The sequence below is a fragment of the Nonomuraea sp. NPDC026600 genome (assembly GCF_040638335.1).
GTDB lineage: Bacteria > Actinomycetota > Actinomycetes > Streptosporangiales > Streptosporangiaceae > Nonomuraea.
This window is the reverse complement of record NZ_JBEZYD010000032.1, coordinates 1-23,421: the sequence shown is the minus strand read 5'-3', so window position 1 is coordinate 23,421 and position 23,421 is coordinate 1. Positions and strand designations below refer to the sequence as shown.

The window sequence follows — 23,421 nt, the reverse complement described above, 5'->3', positions numbered from 1 at the left end:
AGTCGGGCGCGTTGGCGTCCGGTGCGTCGGAGGCCACCGCGTCGGAGGCCACCGCGTTGGGGTCCGGCGCGTTGGAGTCCGGCGTGCTCATCGAGGTTTCGGCGGGCCGTATCGCCTCCCTTCAAGCGGGCAGCGCTCCCGGCGACGCCGTCGTTCTGGACGGCCTGGTCATCCCGGGGCTGGCCAACGCCCATTCGCACGCCTTCCATCGGGCGTTGCGCGGGGCCACGCAGCTCGGCGGCGGCACCTTCTGGACCTGGCGCGAGACCATGTACCGGGTCGCGGCGGCCCTCACCCCCGACGAGTACCTGGAGCTGGCGCGGGCGGTTTACGCCGAGATGGCCCTCGCGGGGATCACCTGCGTCGGCGAGTTCCACTACCTTCACCACGCTCCCGGAGGCGTCGCCTACGACGACCCGAACGCGATGGGCGAGGCGCTCATCGAGGCCGCCGCCCAGGCCGGCATCCGGATCACCCTGCTCGACACCTGCTACCTCTCGTCGGGGTTCGGCGCTCCACCGGACGAGACCCAGCTCAGGTTCAGCGACGGCTCAGGGGAGGCGTGGGCCGAGCGGGTCTCCGGATTGAAGGAGCGGGATCACGCCCGCGTCGGCGCGGCCGTCCACTCGGTCCGAGCCGTTCCCGCCGATCAGCTCGGGGTGGTCGGCGCCTGGGCGGCGCAGCGGCACGCCCCGATCCACGCGCACGTGTCCGAGCAGCCCGCCGAGAACGAGGGCTGCCTGGCGGCGTACGGCGTCACGCCTACGCGCCTGCTCGCCGACCACGGGCTGCTCGGGCCGCGTACCACCGCCGTGCACGCCACACACCTGACCCCGCAGGACATCGCGCTGCTCGGTGGCTCGGCCACCACGGTGTGCATGTGCCCCACGACCGAACGCGATCTCGCCGACGGCATCGGACCCGCTCGCGAGGTGCAGGCCGCGGGATCGCCGCTGTCGCTCGGCAGCGACAGCCAGGCCGTCATCGACCTGTTCGAGGAGGCTCGGGCAATGGAACTGAACGAGCGGTTGCGCACCCGCCGCCGCGGCCACTGGACGGCGGACGCGCTCCTGCGGGCCGCCACCGCCGACGGCCACGCGTCCCTGGGCTGGCCGGAGGCGGGCACACTGAAGGTCGGCGCGCTCGCCGACCTCGTCACGATCTCCCTCGACTCGGTCCGGACCGCGGGCTCTCTTAGCTCGGTCCGGACGGCGGGCTCTCTTGGCTCGGTCCGGAGCGCGGGCCCGCTCGACTCGCCTCGGGCCGCGGGCCCGCCGCACGGTCCGGAGACCGCTGTCTTCGCGGCCACCTCCGCCGACGTCAGCGACGTCGTCGCGGGCGGCCGAGTGATCGTACGGCGCGGCATCCACCAGCTCGTTCCCGACGTCGCTGGCGCGCTGCGGCAGGCCCTCGCGCGGGTGGCGTCATGACTCACGAGGTTGAGGGCACGACTCGTGCGGTCGGCGGCACGATGGGAAGCCTCCTGATCACCGGGATCTCCACGCTGGTCACCAACGACCCCCTGCTGGGTGAGGGCCCGCTCGGGCTCATCACGGACGCCGCCGTCGTCGTCTCCGGCGAGGAGATCGCCTGGGTGGGGCCGGCTTCGCAGGCTCCGGCGGCGGATCGGCTGTATGACGCGGGCGGCCGGGCCATGCTCCCCGGATTCGTCGACTCCCACGCCCACCTGGTCTTCGCGGGTGACCGTACAGCCGAGTTCGACGCGCGGATGCGCGGCCTGCCCTACACCGCGGGCGGGATCCGTACGACGGTGGCGGCCACCCGTGCGGCGAGTGACGAGGAGCTGTCGGCGGGGGTGGCCCGCCTGGTGGGCGAGGCGCTGCGACAGGGCACCACGGTCATCGAGTGCAAGTCAGGCTACGGCCTCACCGTCGAGGACGAGGCACGCCTGCTGCGCATCGCCGCGGAGCACACCGATGAGGTGACCTACCTCGGCGCGCACGTCGTACCGGCCGAGCACGACCCCGATGCGTACGTGGAGCTGGTGACCGGGGCGATGCTGGACGCCTGCGCTCCCCATGCTCGATGGGTGGACGTCTTCTGCGAGCGAGGGGCGTTCGACGGGGATCAGGCGCGGGCCGTACTGGAGAGTGGCATCAAGCGCGGCCTCGTGCCCAGGATCCATGCCAACCAGCTCAGCCACGGACCCGGCGTCCAACTCGCCGTCGAGCTGGGCGCAGCCTCCGCTGATCACTGCACCCACCTGACCGACGCGGATGTGGACGCCCTGGCCTCCGGGACCACGGTCGCGACCCTGCTGCCGGGGGCGGAGTTCTCCACCAGAGCCCCGTACCCGAACGCCCGCCGCCTCCTGGACGCGGGCGTGACGGTGGCCCTGTCGACTGACTGCAATCCTGGCTCCAGCTTCACCACCAGCATGCCGTTCTGTGTCGCTCTGGCGGTTCGGGAGATGGGCATGACCCCCGACGAGGCGGTATGGGCGGCGACGCTGGGTGGGGCGCGGGCGCTGCGGCGGGACGACGTGGGGCGGATCGTCGTGGGGGCACGCGCCGACCTGATGCTGCTGGACGCTCCTTCCCACGTGCACCTGGCCTATCGACCCGGCGTCCCGCTCATCTCCGCCGTCTGGCAGCGCGGCCGCCAAGTGGTGACCTGACCAGCCTTACGTTGCGTAGCGCTCTGCCTGGCCACGTCCAAGCCGTCACGTTGTGATCAATCCGCTGGGCCGATCACGACAGCAAGCCGCGCCAACGCTTGGCCGACTCCAGCGTGTCCAGGCTGATCTGCTCCAGGTACGCCCCGCCCTTGGCCAGCCGGCGCCCCACGGGTGTGTCGAGCCCGATCGTCTCCGCCGCCGTCTTCGCGGCCGCCGCCGCCTCGAGCGACTGCTGCGAGCTGATCACCATCGAGTGGTACCAGGTGTCGTCGTCGACCACGTAGATGTCGCGACGTCGCTGCGGATCGCGCTCTCGCCTGATCACCCCCTGCTGGATCAGGTAGCCCACGGCCATGGAGACCGAGGCCGGGCTGACTTTCAGCCTGCGCGTCAGCTCGGCCGCGGTGAGCCTGCCGTCCTCGCTCAGCCACAGGCTGAGGAGCACGCGCGCCATCATCTTCGGCAGCCCCATCCGGACCACCATCTCGATCATCCCGTCATCCACCTCGCCCGCCTTGCCGTCCGACGGCCCGGCTGCGGATAGGGGAGTCGGCGTGCCGCGCCGCGCCCGCCGCTCAGTCGCCCGGTGCGCCTGCTCGGGCCGGTAGCCGCCGGGGCCGCCGTTGCGGCCGACCTCCCGGGTGATCGTCGAGGTCGGCCGGTCGAGCCGCCTGGCGATCTCGGCATAGGCGAGTCCTTCTGTGAGGCCGACCGCGATGCGCTGACGGTCCCGTTGGGTCAACCTTCCTCCTGGCATGACGCCATTGTTGCCTTCGCGGCCATCGATTGCAACGAATCATTGCGTTCGGTCCCAGCGTCATTGCATTGATTTTTCTGCTTATACCTGTACTAATGCACTTCTCCAGATTGACACTTATTCTGAATGCAACGTAGCTTTCAAGGCATGTCAAACGCGTACTATCGTGATGAGCCGGTCATGCCGTCCTTCGACCGTGCACCCGCCTGCCCCTTCGACCCCGCCCCCGAGGTCACCGCCCTGCGCGCCGAACAGCCGATCGCCCGCCTGGCCGCGCCCGAGGGCGCCCCCGGCGTCTGGCTGGTCACCGGCTACGGGCTGGTCCGCCAGATCCTCGCCGACCCGCGCTTCAGCTCCCGCTACGAGACTCAGTACTTCCCGATGGCTGGCGGGCACCTGCCGCCCGCGCCAGTCGGCGACCTGACCGGCATGGACGCGCCCCAGCACACCCGCTTCCGCAAGATCCTGGCGGGCAAGTTCACCGTCCGCAGGATGAACCTGCTCACCGAGCGAGTCACCGAGATCACCCGTGAGCGCCTCGACGCGATGGAGCGGCAGGGGCCGCCCGCCGACCTCATCGAGGTCTTCGCCCTGCCCGTCCCCGCCCTGATGATCTGCGAGCTGTTAGGCGTGCCGTACGAGGAGCGCGACCAGTTCCAGACCTACACGCGGACCCTCTCGGACGCCCCAGAGCCCGAGGCGCAGTACGCGGCCTTCATCGAGCTCGGCAAGTATCTGCAGGACCTCGCGGTCGCCAAGCGCGCGAAGCCGACCGACGACCTGCTCAGCGACCTGGCCACGGGCAGCGACCTGACCGACGAGGAGCTCGGCGGCGTGGCTGCCTTCCTGTTCGGCGCCGGCCTCGACACCACCACCAACATGCTCGCGCTCGGCACGTTCGCCCTGCTGCGCGACCCGGCGCAGCTCGCCGCCCTGCGCGACGACCCCGGCCTGGCCGACAGTTCCGTGGAGGAGCTACTGCGCTACCTGTCCATCGCCGCCACCGGCATGCGCGGCGTCCTGGAGGACGTCGAGCTCGGCGGTACGCAGCTCAAGGCCGGCGACACGGTCTTCATCGCGCTCAACGCCGCCAACAGGGACCCGGCCAAGTTCGCCGACCCCGACATGCTCGACCTGCGCCGCTCGGCTGCCGGGCACCTCGCCTTCGGCCACGGCATCCACCAGTGCCTCGGCCAGCAGCTCGCCCGCGTCGAGATGCGCGTCGCCTTCTCCGCGCTGCTCACCCGATTCCCGACGCTACGGCTCGCCGTACCGGACGAAGAGGTGCCGTTGCGCACCGACCCCGCGCAGATCTACGGCGTACGCAGCCTGCCCGTCACCTGGGACCGGGCATGAGCGCGGTCCCTGCCATCTCGGTGGCGGGACTGCGTAAGTCGTACGGCTCGCACCGCGTCTTGGACGGTATCGACCTCACCATCCCGCAGGGCACGATCTTCTCCCTGCTCGGCCCCAACGGCGCGGGCAAGACCACAGCCGTGCAGATCCTGTCCACCCTGATCAAGGCCGACGCCGGCGAGATCTGGGTGGCCGGGCACGACCTGGCCAGAGAACCCGACAAGGTGCGCGCCGCGATCGGCGTCACCGGCCAGTTCTCCGCCGTGGACGGCCTGCTCACCGGTGAGGAGAACCTGCGGCTCATGGCCGACCTCCTCCACCTCGGCCGTTCCAGAGGCCGCACGCGCGCTCGCGAACTGCTGGAGCGCTTCGACCTTATTGACGCCGCACACAAGCCGGCGGCCACCTACTCGGGCGGCATGCGCCGTCGGCTCGACCTCGCCATGACCATGGTCGGCACGCCCAAGCTCATCTTCCTTGACGAGCCGACCGCGGGCCTGGACCCACGCAGCCGCCGTACCATGTGGCAGATCGTCAGGGACCTGGTCCAGCAGGACGGCGTGACCATCTTCCTGACCACGCAGTACCTGGATGAGGCCGACGAGCTCGCCGACCGCATCGCCCTGCTCAGCCAGGGCGAGCTGGTGGCCGAGGGCACCGCGCAGGAGCTCAAGCGGCTGGTCCCCGGCGGCCACGTCGTCGTGCGCTTCGCCGACGTCGACGATTACCGCAGGGCGGCGCCCCACGTCGGCGCCACCTCAGGCAACGACGCGGCGCTCACCGTTCAGATCCCCAACTCCGGCGGCGTCAAGACGCTGAAGAAGCTCCTGGAATGGCTGGACGACCAGGCCATCGACGTCGCCGAGCTGACGGTGCACACCCCCGACCTGGACGACGTCTTCCTCACCCTGACCAAGGAGCCCGCCCGATGAGAGCGATCACCGACTCGGCGACGATGCTGCGTCGCCAGGTCAAACACATCTGGCGCTACCCGTCGCTGGTCCTTACGTTCGCCGGCGTTCCGGTGGTGTTCCTGCTGCTGTTCGTCTATGTTTTCGGCGGCACCATGGGCGCGGGCATCGGCGGCGACCGCGCGGCCTACGTCGGCTATCTCACCCCCGGCATCATGATCACGACGATCGCCGGTGCGGCGCAGGGGACCGCGATCTCGGTGGCCACCGACATGGCCGAGGGCATCGTCGCCAGGTTCAAGACCATGGCTATCGCCCGTGTCTCGGTGCTCACCGGGCACGTGCTCGGGGCGATGGTGCAGACGTTCATCGCGATCGCGGTGGCGACGCTGGTGGCCCTGCTGATCGGCTTCCGCCCGTCCGCCTCGGCGCTGGACTGGCTCGGTGTGGTCGGGGTGCTGGCCATGTTCACCTTCGCCATCACGTGGCTGTCGGTCGCGCTCGCCATGGTCTCCAAGAGCGTCACCACGGCCAGCAATCTGCCGATGCCGCTGATGATGCTGCCGTTCCTCGGCAGCGGCTTCGTACCGACCGAGTCGATGCCGACGGGATTGCGGTGGTTCGCCGAGCAGCAGCCGTTCACCCCTGTCATTGAGACTCTGCGCGCCTTGCTGGCCGGGCGTCCGGCCGGCTCCAGTTTTGTGGAGGCGGCTGTCTGGAGCGCGGTCATCGCCCTGGGCGGATACCTGTGGGCACGAAAGCTCTACAACCGATGAGAATCGCCGTCTGGCTGGGCACTGGCCACGCGCTTGCCTGCCGTGTCGGACCCCGAGCAAGCTCCTGAGCGGCCAACGGCATGCGCGCCAAGTCTGTCCACTCCCGCGCCCGTCGATCGGCCGGTCGAGTGAGTGCTTAAGGACATCCTCTTCGGGTGGACACGGCAGGCTCATGCCTTGATCACTCGAAATTGTGGAGGCTGACACCGACGAGGAACATGCACAGGAGCACCGCCAGGCCAAGGACAGCGAAAATCGACAGCATGACGGCGGTGACCACCAACCTGTCTTTCCACGGCTTCGATATCACCGCCCCATGATCCCATGGGACGAGTTCGCCTTGTTGATCACATTGTGCGCGGCATCCACATCGGCCTGCACCCGCGAACCCAAGACGCGAATGTTCGCCGCTGCCGATCGCGCCGGAATCACATAGGCATCCTCTCCTGATGCTCTACGTTTCTCTCTAAGATCATCAAAGCTGGCGAGCAGGGTCAGGGATGCACGCACCTGACCTTACAGCGGCAGGAGGCGGGTAGATGACCTACTGGGGGCACAGATGGCCGGTAGCCGCAACGCATCTGTTAGAGCGCTGGGGACCGGTCGACACGCAGACCGATCTTCCGGCGTTCCGCTTCACGCCGATCAGCGGCGTCGCGCCGACTCCTGAAGACCAACCGTGGACGACCGCGCCGACGCCAGTGGAGGTTGCCAACTTCGGTCGGTTTCCAGAGACGTTCGCGGGGGTGGGGGAGGCAGGATTCCGCCATCCGGTCGCTGTTGAGGTGCTGAACCACGCGATAAATCCGGGTCCAGGCAAGGGGGGATGGACAGGTGCGCGCCCGCTGGAGGAGGTGGCCGCGGAGGTGGAGCTACTGCTGACCGACTTGCTTGACGTTGGCCCTGGGACCTTGGACGAACCTGCTCAGGAACTCATAGCGGGGCTGGTCAGGAAACTGTTCGTGTGCTCGCGTGACTACGACTTGGTGCGTGTCACGGTCGCCGCTCAGCCAGGCGGCGCTCCTCTCGACGATGAGCTGCACCTGCTCGGACGTGACTTGTACGGAAACACCTTCCGTCTTTCCGTAGCCCCGGCGACGTCTCTGCAACCCCTTGGCCCGCTTTGGCCGGAGCCCGCGCGCCTGATGAAGGGGGAGATCGACCCGCCTCGTTCCCTGAACGAACAGGACTACCGGCGTGCGGACCTTGCCATCCGCGCCTCCTGTATCGCGGAGGTGCTCGGTGAGCTTGTTTGGCTGACCAACAACGACCGGATGAAGATCACGGTGGAGGCCGAGCGGCATGGCCTGAATCTCGACTGCGCGGCCCCAGAAGATGCCGACGCCAGGTTCCGTTCGTGGTGGCCGAAGTCAGCGCGCTGCACCGAGTTGGCGGGCGAGGAGTGGTGGGACGAGGGACACGTGACCAGCCCCCACCGACTGTACGAGGAGAGCCTGACCAGGTTCCTGACGGACTTCGAGCAGCACAATCTCGCGCTGGCAGCAAGCGGTGCGTGGGCAATGAGAGAGATCGACGATTACGACGCCGATGAACCGCAACCCCGCTTCCCCAACGACCGACTGGTGGCTCTGCTCGGTCGTGACTTGTTCGACACCCTCACCAAGCAGGTCGCGAACAGCTCCGGCAATGTCCGCCCACTTGCGTACGGAATCGGCCTGCCATTCGAAATAACGCCCGAGGATTACGGCTTCTACGGGTGCCTGCTGCTGGTCGGGCCGGAATCCATGGGCATCCTCACCATTGAGGCAATGGCCTGATCATGCACTCAATCTCGTCCATCGGCGCCGTCTGCATCGAAAGCAGCAAGCCGTAGGTCGTTCCAGTAATATTCGCAGTTCTCAGGGGGCAGGCCCTCGAACGTGTGCAGAGGGTCAATTTCCAGGTCACACAAACACTGCTCTTGCGAAAGCGCGTGGTGGGCCAGGGCCTTGTTCATGGCGCTCGTCACGTCAGTCGCCTCCACAACCCAGGTGTAGGGCGCCTCCCCGTCGAAACGTTCCGTGCCGGCGATGGTCACCGTGAAGGTCTTCATCTCTTCTGGCTCCTTCGGTGCTTCGGCGTGCAGCACCATACGGGCGAGAGCCCAGGTGGATCGGACCCTCGCTTTGGCGAAGACGGGTCAGCGGGCACTCTTGACAGGGGAGTGGGACTCGATCTTCGAGCCCGCGAGCCAGACTGCGCCCCTGAGCACGAATTCCGGATTGGCCCCGATCAAGGACCCGCACTTCGTTTCCGCAGGCGCGGCGGACGAGCCCAGGGAGGGCGTCCGCCGCGCTACTCTCACTGGGCCTCGCCTTGAAGGATCTGATCGAAGGTACGTCTGGCGGCTGCGGTCAACGTCCACGCGGTTTCGCGGACGGTGCCCTTCTCTCGGTCTGTACGACGGATGAAGCCCTGGCCGGCGGCGGCGCACAGTTCGTACGTCATCGGGCGGCACTCGCAGGTGTGTGAGACCACGCGGATACGCTGAGCCCGGCAGGTCGGTTCGTACCAGGTCAGCACGACGTGGCCCGGCTGGGGCGACGCAACGTGCGGACCATGGAAGTCGGGGATGTCATCCCGCCATGTCACCAAGTCCGCCCCTCGAAGATCTCGACGAGGTTCTTGAGCGCGATGTCGACGCGAGCCATGACGAGTTCGCGGATGTGATCGCCGCCTGGAGGCAGCCGGTAGCCGTGCTTCTCGAGTACGGCTTGGATCTCGGCTGTCAGGCAGGATCCGAATCGTAGGTCTGTGATTGGGTTACCCATGGGTCGGACCTCCGCTGTCCGATCAAGGGCCCGTCTTGGCGTTTGGGTCGCGAGGACGGGCCCGACTCCCTTTGAAGGCCTTGCAGTGCCCAGGCTAAAGCAAACGTCTGCAAACGTCTGCCCCTGATTGCAAATGTGGGCGAGTGATGGGCCACGGATGCGGACATTTACGGTCTATGTTCATGACGATCGACCATGAAGGGCCGGTACCGCTCTATCGCCAGCTCGCAGACCTGCTGCGGACACAGATCGCGGACGGCACGCTCCCGCCCAATCGGCCGATCCCGACCGAGCAGAGGTTGATGCACGAGCACGAAGTGGGCCGCGACACCGTCAGAAAGGCCATCGCCATCTTGCGCGAGGAGGGCTTCGTCATCGCGATCCAGGGCCGCGGAACCTTCGTGGCGCTCCGTGAGAACTGATCTGAGCAGTCCAGATGCCCACAGGGGCGGGACTTCAAGCACCTGAATGTCGCCCGTGGCTCCGGGGTGAAGGCCCAGGTGTTCTCGACATCTGATCAAGCTCCTTCCCCGCACCCATGGACTGGGGAAGGAGCTTGACGCTCTCAGCTACGACGCGAGATCTGCTTGTGCAAGAAGGTCATGGTGCCGGGGAAGGCGCCACCGCCTGCCAGTGCAGCGACGGGCAGACTACCCGCTGCAGCAAACGTCAGCACGCCGACGATGATCGCAACGACCAGCGATCCAAAGATGATCATCGCTGAGCGAAGCGACAGGAGAGAGTCGTCATCGGGCGGGTCGGTATCCTCCGCCCGCTCGGGGGGCTTGGTCACGAACATGGTGCCTTTCTCTGTATGGGCACCAGCCAGCACGACGAGACTCGGCAATGCTCGAAGAACCCCCTGAGGGGGTAGCCCCGAGTCCCCGAGACTCACCAGGTTCGGGCTCACCATCAGAGCGGAATTCCCTCGTCGTGCTGTCATATAGCTCTCGACATGGGTATTGTTCCGTCAGGTTCCCGTACCGCCCGGTCTGGCCGGTGCGTGAGTCATTGCGTAGGGCCCGGCAGTGGAGACCTAACCTTCGCGTGGTGCGAGTCTCCGATGTCGGGCCCTTGCCGTGCCTGCGCACGTCGCCAACCCTCGTGGCTCGAAGGGTAGAACGCGCGTCCAGCCTCTTGCCGATCCTAGGGCATGTCAAGCCGAACCGCCGCAGCGCGGCATGCATCCAGAAGATTCCGTTGCATGCAGGCAATCCTTACCGCAACGGGACAGAGTGTCCCTGGCGAGGCGCTGGGTTCAGAGGGTTGACGGAAGCATCGGCTGCGCATCCCCCCTGCTAGAGGGTATAGACCAGCCTGTCAATGACCCGATCGGACCCCCAACGCTGGCCTTCCTCGGCCCGAACATATGATCGGCTCACCAGGCACTATTTGGGCCACGCCACCGCTTAAGATCACCAAAGCGGTGGACGTGTGTCAAACTATGTTGCGCGCGTGCAATGAGCGATGTTCCTCTATTGCGTACGCGCAGACTGCAGTCGGGTATAGGTTATTAGGATGAATGTTGCCTAACAGGACGTTGTAGTACATATAGGTAGCCTCCTCGCACGAGCTCGTGGAGGAGGAGAACACGGAGATGAGTGCATGAGCGAGGCATCCCCAGGGACCCCAGCAATACAAAACCGTTTCTGGCTATGGCTCTCTCAGACTGCGAGTGGCCTGGGGTATCCGACGGATGCCTCTCTGGCCCGAGCTCTGGAAATAAGCCCGAGTACGGTTCTGCGTTGGCGCAGTGGTTCGCGACCCACAATTCGACATCTGTTGCGAATTAGTAAGACACTTGGAATCAAGCTCGAACCCCTGCTGGTTCTCAGTGGTCATGCGCCGGCGGATGCGGTTGGTGACGCCGAGCTTCCGCCTCCACCGCAATCGGTGACGCCTACTGAGCGTATTATTCTAAATGCAGATCTAGACCCGCACCTCGAATTGCTTATGCAGGCCTACTGGAAGAGTAGAATTGACGAAGAGAGAAAGCGCGTCCAGAGGATGATCAAGCTTCTCTATGAAGATTCTCTTCCAATAACCGATAGGGGATTTAGTCTCGCGCTCGAAGAAGTGCTGGAAAGTCGCCTTCCTGCGCACGTGTCACGAGTTATCATTGACTGGGTTCAATATCGCAAGCCTCTAGCGTCTCTTGATCGGCGGCGGGGAGCTATTAGAGACTCTTTTCAAACTATTCTGGAGAGCATTGAAGAGGGGAGTGTAGTGCAGGGCGACGACGGTCTCTTCTACCTAGCACTGAGGACAAAGGCTGGCGCAGTCCGACTGGACGACATGTCGTTTGCGGACAAAATTGATGCGGAAAAGGCGCTGGTCGCCTTTCTTGGCGTGTTCAAGAGGGATCATTGATCCCAAAGTCCACCGGCGCACGGAGGATCTTGGCGATTTCTGATTCGATTGCGCCATGGTGTTCGTCTCTGGATCAGGATGATGAAGTAAGGAGAAAAGGCTTGAGTTGTCTGGCGAACTCGATGGCATCCGCTTGATGATCGCGACCTGGTGCACCTCGAAAGATTTTGATAGAGAGTAGCTTAGGGTCGTGGTTTGTCCACGCGGACACGTAGGCTCCAACGGGCTCTCCGTCTTGGTCTCTTATAGGGGCGCTGTAGCCCGGCCTCAGCTCGTTTGGCAGATCCACACCTTTGTCACTAGCTTTTCTAGCCTCAAGGCTCTGCACCGAGTAAGGAAGTGGATCCTTAACTTCGATCAACATCCATGCCGCCTGAGAATCATTTGGCGATCTTGTCACGATGCAGTACGCGAAGTGTGCTGCTGATGTCGTGCCATCCGCATAGAAGCTTTTTAGGCCGATCGCGCGAGCAATAGCATCACGGGCGATCAGGCCGCATTCCTGGGGTTTGGCTGTGACGTTGCCGAGCGGGCGATTGTCCTTCGATGGAGGTGCTGACGAGCATCCTGTCATGATTGTTACAGCGGCGATGAACAGTACCGTAAATGAACGCCTGCTCATTCGTCGTCCCTTAAGTCGAGGGGTGGCCCTTGGGGCCTGAACCCGTCTTTAACAGATCTGTCGATGTCGTCAAATATGCTTGATGCCGCGTCCCTTTGCCACTGTCGGTAAGCAAAGTCCTCCGTAGCAGACATATCGCTTCGCGGTATGATCTGCTCGCCTCTTAAGAAGTTTCCGTCAGAACCCTTGGCATAGTTCTTAAAGGCGTGTGGGTGCTTGCTGCCTACAGTGGATTCATCGCCAAACATCCCATGTCGAAGCATCGCATTTGCGACAAGATCTTTAAATAGGTCCTCACTTGTAGCGAGGGCGGTCGTCGCATCACTACGCGCCCCTTTTCCTTCCTTGAACTGGATGCCGTCACTAAAGTTAGTATCCAGATGTTCGTATCCCGCGGCAACCCAGTCTCCGGCAGGCGTAAGCGTCAACTTCAGCGTGCTGATTACTGCATCTTTGAATGCATCGTGCGCCGCATCTCGCCGGTCCGCTTCATTGATATTTGCTATATTACCGGCGTTGGCTATCAGGTAGAGTGATGCGCTGAGATTGAAAACTTTCGCCTTAAACTCCTTTGCTGCGCTGCCGGCCATGGCGTCTTCGAGGATCTTTTGACGCTGTGCGCTAAGTTCGGCCTTTGTCGCATCCGGATGACTGTTGTGCCACGCGGCAAGGGCCTTCCTGTTGATTTCTTGAATCTGTGCAGCTTGTGCTTCCAATACCATCAAGCTGTATTTTCCGTGACCCTCAACAACAGTCTTGAGTGCTGCGGGGTCGCTCAATGCCCAAGTCAATGTCTTTTTGGTGCTTTGCTCTTCTAGCAAGGCGCCGTAAGGCTGAGCCCCTGGAAGATTCATGTCAGGGTCCGCTAGGGGAGTAACGCCCATTGTTTCCTTGGTATTACCCCCGGGGGTCCGATGAACGTCGCTTATGTAGGCGGCGAGAACACGGGCTGCGCTTTGTTGGGTCTGAGGGAGGTTCCACTGGGTCTTCTTGTCGGACCAGAAGTGGATTGCCCATGATGCGATCAAGGCGGACTTGTACCCCCGTGAACTCCCTGGTGGTTGAGTATGATCGCGATATGTGGTGGTAGCTGCCACGATAGCGCGTCCGAGCTCTTGACTCTCACCGCCCCAGGTATGCTGCTGCATCAAGAAAGCGAGTGGCTTGCGTACTTGGTCGGTCAAGAAATCCTGCGCAACTCTAGGATTGTTCGCTAAGGCGGCAGCCACTCCAGGCCCGAAAGCGATTATCTCCTTTCGATTGGCGGACTCTTCGTGCGCATTATCGTAGACCTTGTTAACCAGGTCGTGCAGAAAGGCGTCGTCGAATGTGCCATGCCTCAACAGTTCGCCGGCCATAAGTCCGGCCCCCGCCTCGCCCTGACTGCCAATCAACTGGTCGACATAGTCCTTGGGAAGCTTCATATCGCCGACTCCTCGAGACGCTGTTCCCAAGGTTATACTGAGGGTCCTCAGCAGCCGGTCTGCACCGGATAATGATTCGTTGTTCTGATCGCCATTGCGATGACCTGTTTGCGTGTGTACAAGCCCTGCCAGGAGTTCCTTGAGCTCCTTGGGAGGCATCTCTTTGGCGAGGGCGATGGCGAAGTAGGGATCTTGTTGATGTTTCTCCAACGCCTCGAGGGTCTTGTCGCTGAGGGGCTCCTTGAGGAAAGGAGAGTTTTTCCTAGCGAGGCGCAGTTCGTCTGCCACTGCTTTGGCGGCTGCGGCGCCCCCTTCGGGGGTGTGCGAGACCCAGAGGGATTCATCTGCCCAGATCGTCCCTTTGTCGAGCCCGATCTTCTGCGTCGCGACGATGAGATCAAGGCGTCGCTGCAGGTCGGGCACTCGTTCAGCAACTTGGAAGGCGATATCCTTCAACAGGCCCGGACCAGACAGGCTCTTGCCGATGGCTCTCAGCGCGCTGTCAATCTGGACATCGGCCTCCGGCCATGATTGGTGGAGGCGTTTTATCTCGTTGATCAGCTGAGTCATCAGCGTTGGGTCTATGCCGATTCGTGAGGGGTGCGGGCTCATCGATAGGGCTCTCCGAAGCTGTTGGGAGGCTGGAGCCGCCCTAGGTTAGGGTCGCCAGGGTCCACGGCTGTCGCGTCAAGGAGCGCGAGCGCCCGGTTGAAGACACTCTTGAAGGCCGCGTCCCATCCTCGGCAATCCTCAATGAGCTTGTCCGCGGCCTTGCCCTTCATCGCGCCGCTTTCGAGCAGGCTGACGAGCTTGCGCACGTCGTTGACATGCTGGTCGCGTAGTTGTTCAATCACGCGCCGAGAGGCGTTGATCTGCTCCTGTGTGGCCATCACCCTGGATCTTCTGGATCTTTGAGGACGACTACCTACATGTAAGGATCTCTCCGACGATAATGGGCAAACGGGTCCTCGTCGAGGGGATTGGTGAACCGGCATAGATGATAAATGCCGAAAGCTCTCCATCGCAGGCCACGTACCTGTAGCGCTCGAAGGAGCCATTGAGTAGCGGAGGCGACTTCGGACAGATAGCTCACGGCCGGCCATAGCTCGCAGTGCATGGTCAATAGGTGGACGGTCATGCAACGTGTCTGCTGTTCAGCAACCGGACTCGCAGAGCCGGCGCTGGGACGAGATGGTCGACTTGTCCATACTCATCGAAAAGACGCGTAAAATTGCTCTATGGGCGTTCCGTTACTTAAGCCAGGTCTCATCACTACCCGGGTCGAGATGGCCAAGCTCTTCGGAGGTGGTCAGGGGCACGGCATTCAGCCTTGCCGAAAGACGCCGAGCGTGCTGATCTACTCCGATCCCGAAAGAGGTGAGCAATCTGGCTATCACGATGGTTGGCTAAAGGAGGAAGACGAGTTCGGCCCAATCTTCGAGTACACCGGGCATGGCGAGGGTGACCAGACCTTCGTGGGTAGGGACGGGTCCGGCAACCGTGCGATTCTGTGCCATGTTGATGAGGGCCGAGCGCTGTACGTCTTCAAGGCCACAGGTAAGGCGAGGGACTTCAAGCACCTGAACGTCGCCCGCAGCTCCGGGATGAAGGCCCAGAGGTACGTCGGGCCGTTCGAGTTGGACACTGAAGAGCCGTATGCGGAGCGGGTGCAACCCAACAAAGCAGGGGTTCCACGGCGCGTCATCGTCTTCCGGTTGCGGCCCATCGGCGATTTTCCGCGCGAGGCCGCAGACGAGATCCCACCTGCGGGCAGAACGCAAGCAATTCAAGTTCCCGCAGATGTCACCACCAGCTCACTCGTGAGGTCGGAGACCAACAGGACGACGACGAGCGTACGGTCGGCGATTGAGCGGACGAAGGCTGAACGGCGGGAAGCCAAGCTCTCGGCCGACTTTCAAGTGTTTCTTGAGGCCCAGCATCATCGGGTGATGCGGTTCGAGATTCGGGTCAAGGGCTTGAGCTCCACCCTGCTGACCGACTTGTACGACGTCACCGCTCACGTGCTATTCGAAGCGAAGGGCACTAGCTCCCGCAAGGACATGCGGATGGCGATCGGTCAGCTCCTGGACTACCGGCGGCACGTCACCCCGAAGAAGCCGGCACTCGCGGTCCTCCTGCCAGAGGAGCCTAACGATGATCTTCGAGAGCTGTTGAGCGCAGAAGGTATCGGACTGGTGTACCGGGACGGAGACTCCTTTGGTGGGTGGCCAGTTGATCGCTGATCTGGTGCGAGGCAGGCGAGCCGCGAGGTGCGTCTTGGCCCGTGCTGCCCGTGCCTGGCGCTTTGGCGCGCTTGACCGGAGCGTCGCGAGCGCACCGGTCAAGATCAGCTAACCCGCCGCCAGACTTAACCGGCTGTGGCCTTTGCGTAGTGGAACACGTCGGGCGGGAGCGGGTGGTCCAGACGCCAGACGAAACGGATTGGTCGTTCGCCTTCGTGGCTGACGTAACGCATGGGACCGGCGTAGGTGTACGGTGGCGCGCCCAGCCCTTCGTCGCGCTTGGACTGGCGGATCAGCAGGTGAACTGTGGACTCGCCGGATAGGTAGCGGCGGGAGGTTGCGGCGGAGGAGCGCAGGGTGCTCTGCGATTCCCATTGGAACAGCTCTTCGCTAATCGCCCGATCGTGGTACAGCGTGGTCGGGGAGTAGTGGTCTTCGGCTTTGTCGATGGTGACGAAAAACAGGTCCGCCTGGTGCTCTTGAACATATTTGACGCCCTCGCGCATGTGGGCGGGCCTGTCGACGCCGAAGGCGGCCAAGACTTCGTTCTTGCTGTAGCGGGCATGGACGTGCAACGGCACGATCGGGTCCAACTGCGGGGCGACGTGACGAATCCCTGAGTGCAGCACGCCGGCTAGTTCTCGAAGCTCCATAGCCCGAGCGCCGGTGAGTTGCGCGAGTCTGGCCTCCATGCCGGAGGCAGGTTGAGTACCGCCCCACAACATGACGTCCAGCATGGCCAGGAGACGGAGTTCGCGAGGTGAGTGCGGAGTTCGGCCGTCCAGCACTTCAGCCAGAAAGGCGAGGCGCTCGACGTCGTCGATATGCAGCATCCGGCCGAAGGCACGGCCCAACTGCTCGTCTGGGGTATCCGTGTCAAGGCCCGCGGCGTACCGCAGAGATGCCCATCCCTGCCGCCGCCGGTAGAGGTCCTCCACATCCAGTCCGGTCTCTTCCAGGAACCGCGGCAGAGTGACATCGCCGAGATCGCGCAGCTCGCGAGATAGGTCCTTCCAATTGAGGCTGAGCGCTTGCCGTACGTTCTCAAGGACTAGGCGGCGTACGTCGCGGTCCAGGTCAATGACGCAACCGGCGGGCAAGGTGGGAAAGCCCTGCTCGATCTCGCGGGCGATTCCGGTACGACTGGCACCGGTGAGCGCCCGGTAACGCCGATCGAAACGAAACTGCTTGTGCTGGTTGCCAACGAAGTCGAGCACGGTCAGGCATGGCTTGTCATCGGACAGCCGCAGACCACGGCCGAGCTGCTGCAGGAAGACAGTGGCACTGTCGGTGGGGCGCAAGAAGAGTACGGTGTCGATCTCTGGTACATCGACGCCCTCATTGAAGAGGTCAACGGTGAACACTGCGTTGATCCGGCGTGCTCTCAGATCGCGCAACGCTTGGGAACGATCGGTCGGCGAGCTCTGTGCCGTGACTGCAACCGAGGGGAGCCCCGCTCGGGTGAAGCGGTCGGCCATAAAGCGGGCATGGTCGATGCTCACGCAGAACCCGAGGGCCCGCATTCGCCCGACGTCGCCGATCTTTCGATTGAGCGTCTCCAACACAACGGCTACCCGACGGTCGTTGCCCGTGTAGACGCTGGACAACTGGCCTGTGTCGTAGCCCTGTCCCCGACGCCAGTCGACCTGACGCAGATCGGTGCCGTCGTGGATGCCGAAGTACTGGAACGGCGCGAGTAGACCACGCTCGAGTGCCTCCCACAACCGCAGCTCGGCTGCGATCCGACCGCCGAACCAGTGCTTGATGTCTTGCCCGTCGGCGCGTTCTGGCGTCGCGGTCAGACCAAGCAGCACCTTCGGGTGCACGGTGGACAGCAAGTGCCGGTAGGTCGAAGCCTCAGAGTGGTGGAATTCGTCCACGATTAATACGTCGAACGCATCCGTCTCTGGCACCGGGTTGGCGTGCAGAGATTGGATCGAGGCGAAGACGTGCCGCCATTGCTCGGGGCGCGCGCCGCCGACGTACAGTTCGCCAAATGTCTCGTCGCGTAGCACCTGGCGGAAGGTGAGCAGGCTCTGCCGCAAGATCTCCTCACGGTGGGCGACGAACAGCAGCGAGTCAGCCTGTCCAGCGTCACGTAGCCGGCGATAGTCCAGGGCAGCGACCACGGTCTTGCCGGTACCCGTGGCCATGACCACCAGGTTCTGCCATCGGTCGTGGATCTGGCGTTCGGCGGCGAGCTCGTCCAGGATCTCGCGCTGGTAAGGATAAGGGCGGACATCGACGTGGGCGAAGTCGATGATGACCTGTCCGCTGCCGGAGCGCTCAGCCGACAAGGCACGATCGAGCCGCTCGGCATCCTGCGCCGGGTCATACGGCTCGAACGAGGGGTCGCCCCAGTAGTCGTCGAAGGTGGCCGCAAAGGTGTCGATCAGATGTGGTTGCTCCGCCTGGGCGAGCCGTACGTTCCATTCCAGGCCATGACTGAGAGCAGTCTTGGACAAGTTCGAGGAGCCCACGTAGGCCGTGGACAAGCCTGACTTCCGGTGGAACAGCCACGCCTTAGCGTGTAGGCGGGTCATCCGGGTGTCGTAGGAGACACGGATGTCGGCGCCCATGGCGGCCATCCGGTCCACTGCGAGGCGGTCGGTGGCGCCGATGTAGGTGGTGGTCACCAGCCTCAGTCGTCCGCCGCGCGCCAAGAATTCCTCGATTGCATCGGCCAGCACCCGCACGCCGTTCCATTTCACGAAGGCGCACAGCAGGTCCACGCGATCTGCGGAGGCCAGCTCGTGCTTGAGCTCGTGGCCGATCTCTGGTTGGCCCCTGCCGTTTACCAGCAACGCGCTGCCTGTAAGAGGAATCGCTGGACGCGCCGGGAACCGCACCTGCCCGGCTGCGTCCCGGCTTCTGGCGAAGCCCAGTAGCTCCTCGGCGGCCTCCACGAGTTCTTCAGGCGCGGCGGCCTCAGGCACCAAGTCGCCGATCAGATCGGCGACACGGTTGACGATTTCGACCTGCCGGGCCAGCCTCGCGGCGTCAGTTTCCCCTCGGACGGCGCGCAGCGCCCGGCGCGTCAGCGCGGCCAGATGCCGTGCCAGCGTTTCGTGGGAGTCGGCGATGTCCAATGATCGTCGGTCGATGAGCTCGCGGTCAGGGACTGCGCGTAGCAGGGCGCCTACTTGACGGGTGATTATGTGTTCGTAGACGCCCGGCTCGAGATCGCTCACGCTCGCGACTATAAGGCGTGGCGTGGCGACGTGAAGGTGTAAACGGCTTGCCGCTTAGCTCAGCAGTCGGGCTCCTCAGGCGATCATCCAAAGATCACGAGAGATCGAGGCTGAGTCAGCTCTATCCGCGCGCTGTACCTGTTGTCCATCGTGCACGGTGGTTCGCTACATACTGCGGATCGATCCGATGCGACCGGTTCACGATGAGGGTCCTCTTCACCTGACCGGTGCGGGCTTCGATCACCTTAAGATCATCGGACAGGTAAATCGCTCCGTTGTCGAACCGTACATGATCGTTTGGGCAGAGACAGAGGACGTTCTCGACAATGTCGGGGCCATAGTGAGGACTGCCGATGGCCTGAATATGGGCCCCCTCGCTGTAGCGGCCGCCGGCCACTTCTACTGCCAGCCCACAGATTTGGCACTCGTGGTCGTACCAGGCTTTAACCTGCTGGACAACCTTGGTGCTGCGGACGATTCGCTGGACCACGGTCTCGATCACCGGGGCAGGGCCTGGGGTGTTTGTGACCCCATCGAGCGTGCTCTGAAGAGGAGGGGGCGTTGCCGTCGTAGATGCCTCGTCTGGGAGCTTGACTAGGGTGAATTGCCAGATCCGGAATCCATCGATGCCGACCTTCGCCCCGTGGGACTCCACGCGGAACAGGCCATCGTACTGGAGGCCCGAGGCAGGAGCATGGGGCGAGCCAGGGTTACGGCCCCGGACCACACGGACGGGCAGCCCCTCGAGCTCGCTGCGGACCAATCCGGCGTTACCCGGATCGGATAACTCTTGATCGCGGACCTGCCGGCGTGTGTCTGCGTCGCGACCGCCGTGGCCCGTGTAGACGATGATGTCGCCGTAGTCCTTGTCGTCCACGTACCCGCCGGAGACCACGATGGAGTCGGCGCCGTCATTTCCTGTTCCCGAGATGCCTGCCTGGAGCGGAGCGTGGACGCCCGCATCGTGCAGCGCCCGCCGATTCACGTACTTCGTCCCTACGGGTTGGCCCTTAATGTGCCCAAAGATCCTCGCCATGCCGACATAACTAACATGAGCGTCAAATAGTTCCAAGCGGACAGGTTGTCTCGTGCTGGTAGCAGGATTGCCCCAGAAGCCCGCCGGCTGACACCACTGGTGGTCCGCTCACCCTCAGTGATGTGACCTAGTCGAAAGGGTGGCCTGCTCGTTTGCCGAGACGAATGGAGACCTGGATTGGGTCCGGCAGGCGCCTATTTTCTCTCTATCCCGCACGGTTCGTACGCTTTGTTCTGTTTGTCGGCCAGCTCATGACGGATACCCGCAGTTGATCTAATCTTGGCTAAACGTCACAGGTGGCGCCGGTCCGCCTACGGATTGACTCGGACCTGCCCATCTGGCACGAACGGAGGGTCGATCTCGGTGGCTGGTGGTCGAAGTGAGTGGGAAAGGCATCAAGCAGCTCAGCGCAGAGAAGCCGAACGACGGGCCCGCGAGGCTGCAAAACGCGCCAAGGAGAAAGAGCAAGAACGTCAGCGGCAGCATCTGGAAAAGCAGCAGGCGGCGACCGAGCAAAAGAGCGCGAAGGTTGCGAAACGCATCGAGGAACTGGATCAAGTACTGCTCGCCTTCCTCCACCTGCGCCCCCTGGCCTTCGACCAGATGAAAGTCGTCGCCGCCACGATGCAGTTCGACGCCGGGCGCCTGGGCGTTCCCGAGCCGCCTCCCGACTGGGTGGCGTACGCACCGCCTCCACCGTCGGGCCTCAGCAAGCTCTTCAGCAGCCAGTCCCGCTATGATCGCCGACTGCAAGAGGCACGCGGCCGGTTCGATAGTGCGGTGGCTCAGCAGCAAAAACGTGAGAAGCAGCGCCTTCGTGAGTTGAGTGCGGCTCGGACAGCTCACGATCGTCAGGCGGCTGCAGTCACCAGCCAAGCCGCGGCGGACAATGCCAAGCTGGACCGCCTCCGCGCGGAGTTCGACAATGGCCAGCCAGAAGCTGTGGAGTGGTTCACCACCAGAGTTCTGGAGAGATCGATCTACCCGAAGGGTTTCCCTCGTCTCTACCAGGTTGCTTACCGGCCGGAGAACCATGACCTCGTTGTGGAATTCGAGTTGCCGCCGCAGAGTGTCATCCCCGACGTACGCGCCTACAAGTACGTCAAGGTTCGAGATGCCATAGACCTGGTGCCGCGACCTCAGACAGAGGTGAGGCAGAGATATGCCAAGCTCCTCGCCTGCGTGGCTCTGCGCACGCTGCATGAGATCTTCGCAGCCACTCCGAGCCGGATCGTCGAGGCGATCGTGTTCAACGGGCGCCTCAACACCACAGATCAGGCAACCGGCAAGAAGGTGCGCCCTCACCTGCTGAGTGTGCAGGCCGAACGTGCCACATTCGAGGAGCTCGTCCTTGCCGACGTCAACCCTGTGGCCTGCTTGAAGCGCCTCAACGCTCTCGTTTCCCCCAACCCTTACGACCTGGAGGCTATTGAGCCGTTCATCACCTTCGACCTCAAGCGGTTTCGGTTCTCCGAAGACATGGATGTCGTCTCCGGGCTGGATTCGCGCCGAAACCTTCTCAAGCTGACGCCCACCGAGTTCGAGCACCTGGTTAGGGAGCTGTTCGTGGCCATGGGCGCTGAAGCCTGGACCACTATCCCCTCCAAGGACGGTGGCGTGGACGCCGTGGCTACCAGCAAGAACCTCTTCTTCGGCGGCGTCTGCCTCATCCAGGCGAAGCGGTGGAAGGATCTGGTCGGTCTGGATGCTGTCCACGCGCTCACTGGTGTCATGGCAGACCACAACGCCACCACCGGTGTCCTGGTCACCCCATCGTGGTTCGGGCGTGCCAGCGAGCAGTTCGCTCAGCGGAACAGGATCACGTTGATCAACGGGGCGGAGCTCAAGCATCTCATCAAGCAGTACCTGAACATCGATGTGATTCCTGGAACAACGCCTCCACGGAATGCTCGGGCGTCAAATAACACTCAATCCGGCCGCCCCGGTCCCAGTATCTGACTTAACGCGAATATCGAGTCGTCCTAGCCTAGGCGCTGCGTCAGCGGGCGCTCGCGGACGCCAGCACGGTACGCAGGCATGGCCGCTAGGAGGTTCGCCCATCACCGACATCGGTGGTTGGTAGCAGAGAGTGAGCGCGGGCGGGCAATCATGCGCCCCGGTCCCTCGACAGGCTGTCCCGCCCGATAGCCGGAATGTCGATCTTCAATCCCTATGTTTTGTACGCTTTGTTCTGGTTGTCGGCACGCCAGGCCGCAAGACAGGCCAAGGAGAAAGAGTAGGAACGCCAGCTGCAACATCTGGAAAAGCAGCAGGCGGCGCGGTCAGAGCCCTACTGCTCCGTCGATCTGTTCCCGAAGCAAGTCCGCGTGGCCATTGTGCCGCGCGTACTCCTCCACCATGTGCATCAGCACCCAGCGCAGTGACACGGGTTCTTGGCCAGCTCGGCCGAATGCCGCAGCGCTTGAAACGGCTGATCCAACCGCCCCACGGGAACTACGTGGTCGAGGTGGGGATTGAGTGACCGTCAACTCCCTGCTGGGGATGTGCTTGATCGTCAACGCCATGCAAATCGTCCGGAGTCGCCGACGGAGCGGTCAGGGGCCTGTCGGGGCGGTTCCTTCGCGAACCCTTGCTCGCCACTGGATAGCGATGATGAGAAGAGCCAGGCCGATCGTGATCAGCCAAAGGATCGCCGGGGGCAGGGCAAGCGAGACTGCACCGGTCGCGACATTGCCGAGGACTCCGAGGACAGCAGCTGCGAGGGCGACTGCGGCTGGGGACAGGCGCGGCAGCAGTCGACGGCGGCTATGAGGCTGGCGACCGTTCGTGGGAGAAGGAGGCTCGCTCGCGGTGCTATTGGATCGCGGCGGGCGTGGGCGGGCGCCCAGGTTCATCAAGTTGCGATCTGGCGGAAGGTGTACAAGACGGCAGCGCAAAGGGCGTCATTGCGGCCTACGTCTTCTCCGGCGGTTGCCGATGGAGGTGGGTCGGCAGCATGAAGGACGCACAGCAGTGGTTCAGCGAATATGTCGACCGATGTCCGTGGCCATGTAAAAGTGGGTCTGGCCCACTTTTCGTGATCGGCCGGATTTTCGAGATCACGATCATGTTGAGCCGGATGCGGGCTGGTGCTGGCGCCGGGACCCTGTTCCGTGTCGATCATGGAGCTCTTGGCGGTTGTGTTCCCGCACCTTGCCGCTGTTCGTATCGAACGGGTGCACCGGATGGGAGCAACCGTGCGGGTGAAGGCCGCGACGAGGGGGTCGAAGGGCGAATGTCCGGCGTGTGGGTGCGACTCGGTGCGGGTTCATAGCCGCTATGAGCGGTGCCTGTCGGATCTGCCGGTGGCTGGGCAGGAGGTGCTG

Annotated in this window: 21 protein-coding genes and 1 pseudogene; 11 read left to right on the top strand and 11 right to left on the bottom strand. The window is 63.6% G+C overall.

Features of this window, described 5'->3' with window-relative positions; translation table 11 throughout:
• Window positions 1-56 precede the first annotated feature (56 nt).
• Both AB0F17_RS47700 and hutI read left to right on the top strand, forming a co-directional pair.
• Window positions 57-1,430 (top strand): formimidoylglutamate deiminase, encoded by a 1,374-nt coding sequence (locus AB0F17_RS47700; protein ID WP_358037992.1) that lies wholly within the window; start codon window positions 57-59, stop codon window positions 1,428-1,430.
• The gene (gene hutI, locus AB0F17_RS47695; RefSeq protein ID WP_358037626.1) at window positions 1,427-2,638 is read left to right on the top strand and encodes an imidazolonepropionase; all 1,212 of its coding nucleotides are present in this window, start codon (window positions 1,427-1,429) and stop codon (window positions 2,636-2,638) included. Before AB0F17_RS47700 ends, hutI begins: the two co-directional genes overlap by 4 nt.
• Window positions 2,639-2,711: 73 nt before the next feature.
• Here the strand turns inward: hutI and AB0F17_RS47690 are convergent, their stop codons facing one another.
• The gene (locus AB0F17_RS47690; RefSeq protein WP_358037623.1) at window positions 2,712-3,380 is read right to left on the bottom strand and encodes a MarR family transcriptional regulator; all 669 of its coding nucleotides are present in this window, start codon (window positions 3,378-3,380) and stop codon (window positions 2,712-2,714) included.
• Between the two features lie 162 nt (window positions 3,381-3,542).
• On the opposite strand from AB0F17_RS47690, the gene AB0F17_RS47685 reads away from it, so the two are divergent.
• From AB0F17_RS47685 to AB0F17_RS47675, 3 genes are read left to right on the top strand one after another with little or no spacing between them, the layout of a single operon-like run.
• Window positions 3,543-4,751, top strand: a complete 1,209-nt coding sequence (locus AB0F17_RS47685; protein ID WP_358037620.1) for a cytochrome P450 — start codon at window positions 3,543-3,545, stop codon at window positions 4,749-4,751.
• A complete protein-coding gene (locus AB0F17_RS47680; RefSeq protein ID WP_358037617.1) occupies window positions 4,748-5,683 on the top strand; it encodes an ATP-binding cassette domain-containing protein in 936 nt (311 codons plus the stop codon). Before AB0F17_RS47685 ends, AB0F17_RS47680 begins: the two co-directional genes overlap by 4 nt.
• A complete protein-coding gene (locus AB0F17_RS47675; RefSeq protein ID WP_358037615.1) occupies window positions 5,680-6,438 on the top strand; it encodes an ABC transporter permease in 759 nt (252 codons plus the stop codon). The genes AB0F17_RS47680 and AB0F17_RS47675 overlap by 4 nt, the downstream gene beginning before the upstream one ends.
• 306 nt (window positions 6,439-6,744) lie before the next feature.
• On the opposite strand, the gene AB0F17_RS47670 is transcribed toward AB0F17_RS47675, so the two are convergent.
• On the bottom strand, window positions 6,745-6,948 hold the full coding sequence (locus AB0F17_RS47670; protein WP_358037612.1) for a hypothetical protein: 204 nt from the start codon (window positions 6,946-6,948) through the stop codon (window positions 6,745-6,747).
• A gap of 29 nt (window positions 6,949-6,977) precedes the next feature.
• On the opposite strand from AB0F17_RS47670, the gene AB0F17_RS47665 reads away from it, so the two are divergent.
• Window positions 6,978-8,216 (top strand): hypothetical protein, encoded by a 1,239-nt coding sequence (locus tag AB0F17_RS47665; RefSeq protein ID WP_358037610.1) that lies wholly within the window; start codon window positions 6,978-6,980, stop codon window positions 8,214-8,216.
• Window positions 8,217-8,224: 8 nt separating this feature from the next.
• On the opposite strand, the gene AB0F17_RS47660 is transcribed toward AB0F17_RS47665, so the two are convergent.
• Together AB0F17_RS47660 and AB0F17_RS47655 are read right to left on the bottom strand one after the other, a co-directional pair.
• Window positions 8,225-8,491, bottom strand: coding sequence for a hypothetical protein (locus tag AB0F17_RS47660; RefSeq protein WP_358037607.1), 267 nt, complete (start codon window positions 8,489-8,491; stop codon window positions 8,225-8,227).
• A 535-nt stretch (window positions 8,492-9,026) separates the two neighbouring features.
• Window positions 9,027-9,209 (bottom strand): hypothetical protein, encoded by a 183-nt coding sequence (locus AB0F17_RS47655; RefSeq protein WP_219527887.1) that lies wholly within the window; start codon window positions 9,207-9,209, stop codon window positions 9,027-9,029.
• Window positions 9,210-9,385: 176 nt separating this feature from the next.
• On the opposite strand from AB0F17_RS47655, the gene AB0F17_RS47650 reads away from it, so the two are divergent.
• Window positions 9,386-9,631 carry a winged helix-turn-helix domain-containing protein gene (locus AB0F17_RS47650; protein WP_358037604.1) on the top strand — a complete coding sequence of 82 codons (246 nt, stop codon included), beginning with the start codon at window positions 9,386-9,388 and terminating at the stop codon, window positions 9,629-9,631.
• A gap of 143 nt (window positions 9,632-9,774) precedes the next feature.
• Here the strand turns inward: AB0F17_RS47650 and AB0F17_RS47645 are convergent, their stop codons facing one another.
• Window positions 9,775-10,008 (bottom strand): hypothetical protein, encoded by a 234-nt coding sequence (locus AB0F17_RS47645; protein WP_358037601.1) that lies wholly within the window; start codon window positions 10,006-10,008, stop codon window positions 9,775-9,777.
• Window positions 10,009-10,814: 806 nt separating this feature from the next.
• On the opposite strand from AB0F17_RS47645, the gene AB0F17_RS47640 reads away from it, so the two are divergent.
• Window positions 10,815-11,579: a helix-turn-helix domain-containing protein gene (locus tag AB0F17_RS47640; RefSeq protein WP_358037598.1), complete on the top strand. Its 765-nt coding sequence runs from the start codon at window positions 10,815-10,817 to the stop codon at window positions 11,577-11,579.
• A 73-nt stretch (window positions 11,580-11,652) separates the two neighbouring features.
• On the opposite strand, the gene AB0F17_RS47635 is transcribed toward AB0F17_RS47640, so the two are convergent.
• The 3 genes from AB0F17_RS47635 to AB0F17_RS47625 are packed head-to-tail and all read right to left on the bottom strand — an operon-like array spanning window position 11,653 to window position 14,515.
• Complete coding sequence (locus AB0F17_RS47635; RefSeq protein ID WP_358037595.1) at window positions 11,653-12,201, bottom strand: hypothetical protein; 549 nt, start codon at window positions 12,199-12,201, stop codon at window positions 11,653-11,655.
• On the bottom strand, window positions 12,198-14,195 hold the full coding sequence (locus AB0F17_RS47630; protein ID WP_358037592.1) for a hypothetical protein: 1,998 nt from the start codon (window positions 14,193-14,195) through the stop codon (window positions 12,198-12,200). Before AB0F17_RS47630 ends, AB0F17_RS47635 begins: the two co-directional genes overlap by 4 nt.
• 38 nt (window positions 14,196-14,233) lie before the next feature.
• Window positions 14,234-14,515, bottom strand: coding sequence for a hypothetical protein (locus AB0F17_RS47625; protein ID WP_358037589.1), 282 nt, complete (start codon window positions 14,513-14,515; stop codon window positions 14,234-14,236).
• A gap of 348 nt (window positions 14,516-14,863) precedes the next feature.
• On the opposite strand from AB0F17_RS47625, the gene AB0F17_RS47620 reads away from it, so the two are divergent.
• The gene (locus AB0F17_RS47620; RefSeq protein ID WP_358037586.1) at window positions 14,864-15,868 is read left to right on the top strand and encodes a hypothetical protein; all 1,005 of its coding nucleotides are present in this window, start codon (window positions 14,864-14,866) and stop codon (window positions 15,866-15,868) included.
• A gap of 125 nt (window positions 15,869-15,993) precedes the next feature.
• On the opposite strand, the gene AB0F17_RS47615 is transcribed toward AB0F17_RS47620, so the two are convergent.
• Both AB0F17_RS47615 and AB0F17_RS47610 read right to left on the bottom strand, forming a co-directional pair.
• A complete protein-coding gene (locus AB0F17_RS47615) occupies window positions 15,994-19,059 on the bottom strand; it encodes a DUF3427 domain-containing protein (protein WP_358037583.1) in 3,066 nt (1,021 codons plus the stop codon).
• 121 nt (window positions 19,060-19,180) lie between these two features.
• On the bottom strand, window positions 19,181-20,131 hold the full coding sequence (locus AB0F17_RS47610) for a YDG/SRA domain-containing protein (protein ID WP_358037580.1): 951 nt from the start codon (window positions 20,129-20,131) through the stop codon (window positions 19,181-19,183).
• A gap of 327 nt (window positions 20,132-20,458) precedes the next feature.
• Between AB0F17_RS47610 and AB0F17_RS47605 the strand changes: the two genes are divergently transcribed.
• Complete coding sequence (locus AB0F17_RS47605; protein WP_358037577.1) at window positions 20,459-22,054, top strand: restriction endonuclease; 1,596 nt, start codon at window positions 20,459-20,461, stop codon at window positions 22,052-22,054.
• 323 nt (window positions 22,055-22,377) lie between these two features.
• Here AB0F17_RS47605 and AB0F17_RS47600 read toward each other — a convergent pair.
• A pseudogene (locus AB0F17_RS47600) lies at window positions 22,378-22,488 on the bottom strand (DUF664 domain-containing protein); the annotation flags it as partial.
• Between the two features lie 729 nt (window positions 22,489-23,217).
• Between AB0F17_RS47600 and AB0F17_RS47595 the strand changes: the two are divergent.
• Window positions 23,218-23,421 (top strand): transposase family protein (locus AB0F17_RS47595; protein WP_358037989.1); only part of this gene is annotated, 204 nt, incomplete at its 3' end.

Excerpts from the sequence above, each read along its gene's own strand:
- AB0F17_RS47660 (WP_358037607.1), bottom strand. The coding sequence starts at position 8,491 with ATGAAGACCTTCACGGTGACCATCGCCGGCACGGAACGTTTCGACGGG.
- AB0F17_RS47680 (WP_358037617.1), top strand. The coding sequence starts at position 4,748 with ATGAGCGCGGTCCCTGCCATCTCGGTGGCGGGACTGCGTAAGTCGTAC.
- AB0F17_RS47685 (WP_358037620.1), top strand. The coding sequence starts at position 3,543 with ATGTCAAACGCGTACTATCGTGATGAGCCGGTCATGCCGTCCTTCGAC.
- AB0F17_RS47650 (WP_358037604.1), top strand. The coding sequence starts at position 9,386 with ATGTTCATGACGATCGACCATGAAGGGCCGGTACCGCTCTATCGCCAG.
- AB0F17_RS47625 (WP_358037589.1), bottom strand. The coding sequence starts at position 14,515 with ATGGCCACACAGGAGCAGATCAACGCCTCTCGGCGCGTGATTGAACAA.
- AB0F17_RS47630 (WP_358037592.1), bottom strand. The coding sequence starts at position 14,195 with ATGACTCAGCTGATCAACGAGATAAAACGCCTCCACCAATCATGGCCG.
- hutI (WP_358037626.1), top strand. The coding sequence starts at position 1,427 with ATGACTCACGAGGTTGAGGGCACGACTCGTGCGGTCGGCGGCACGATG.
- AB0F17_RS47635 (WP_358037595.1), bottom strand. The coding sequence starts at position 12,201 with ATGAGCAGGCGTTCATTTACGGTACTGTTCATCGCCGCTGTAACAATC.
- AB0F17_RS47665 (WP_358037610.1), top strand. The coding sequence starts at position 6,978 with ATGACCTACTGGGGGCACAGATGGCCGGTAGCCGCAACGCATCTGTTA.
- AB0F17_RS47675 (WP_358037615.1), top strand. The coding sequence starts at position 5,680 with ATGAGAGCGATCACCGACTCGGCGACGATGCTGCGTCGCCAGGTCAAA.
- AB0F17_RS47620 (WP_358037586.1), top strand. The coding sequence starts at position 14,864 with ATGGGCGTTCCGTTACTTAAGCCAGGTCTCATCACTACCCGGGTCGAG.
- AB0F17_RS47640 (WP_358037598.1), top strand. The coding sequence starts at position 10,815 with ATGAGCGAGGCATCCCCAGGGACCCCAGCAATACAAAACCGTTTCTGG.
- AB0F17_RS47645 (WP_358037601.1), bottom strand. The coding sequence starts at position 10,008 with ATGTTCGTGACCAAGCCCCCCGAGCGGGCGGAGGATACCGACCCGCCC.
- AB0F17_RS47655 (WP_219527887.1), bottom strand. The coding sequence starts at position 9,209 with ATGGGTAACCCAATCACAGACCTACGATTCGGATCCTGCCTGACAGCC.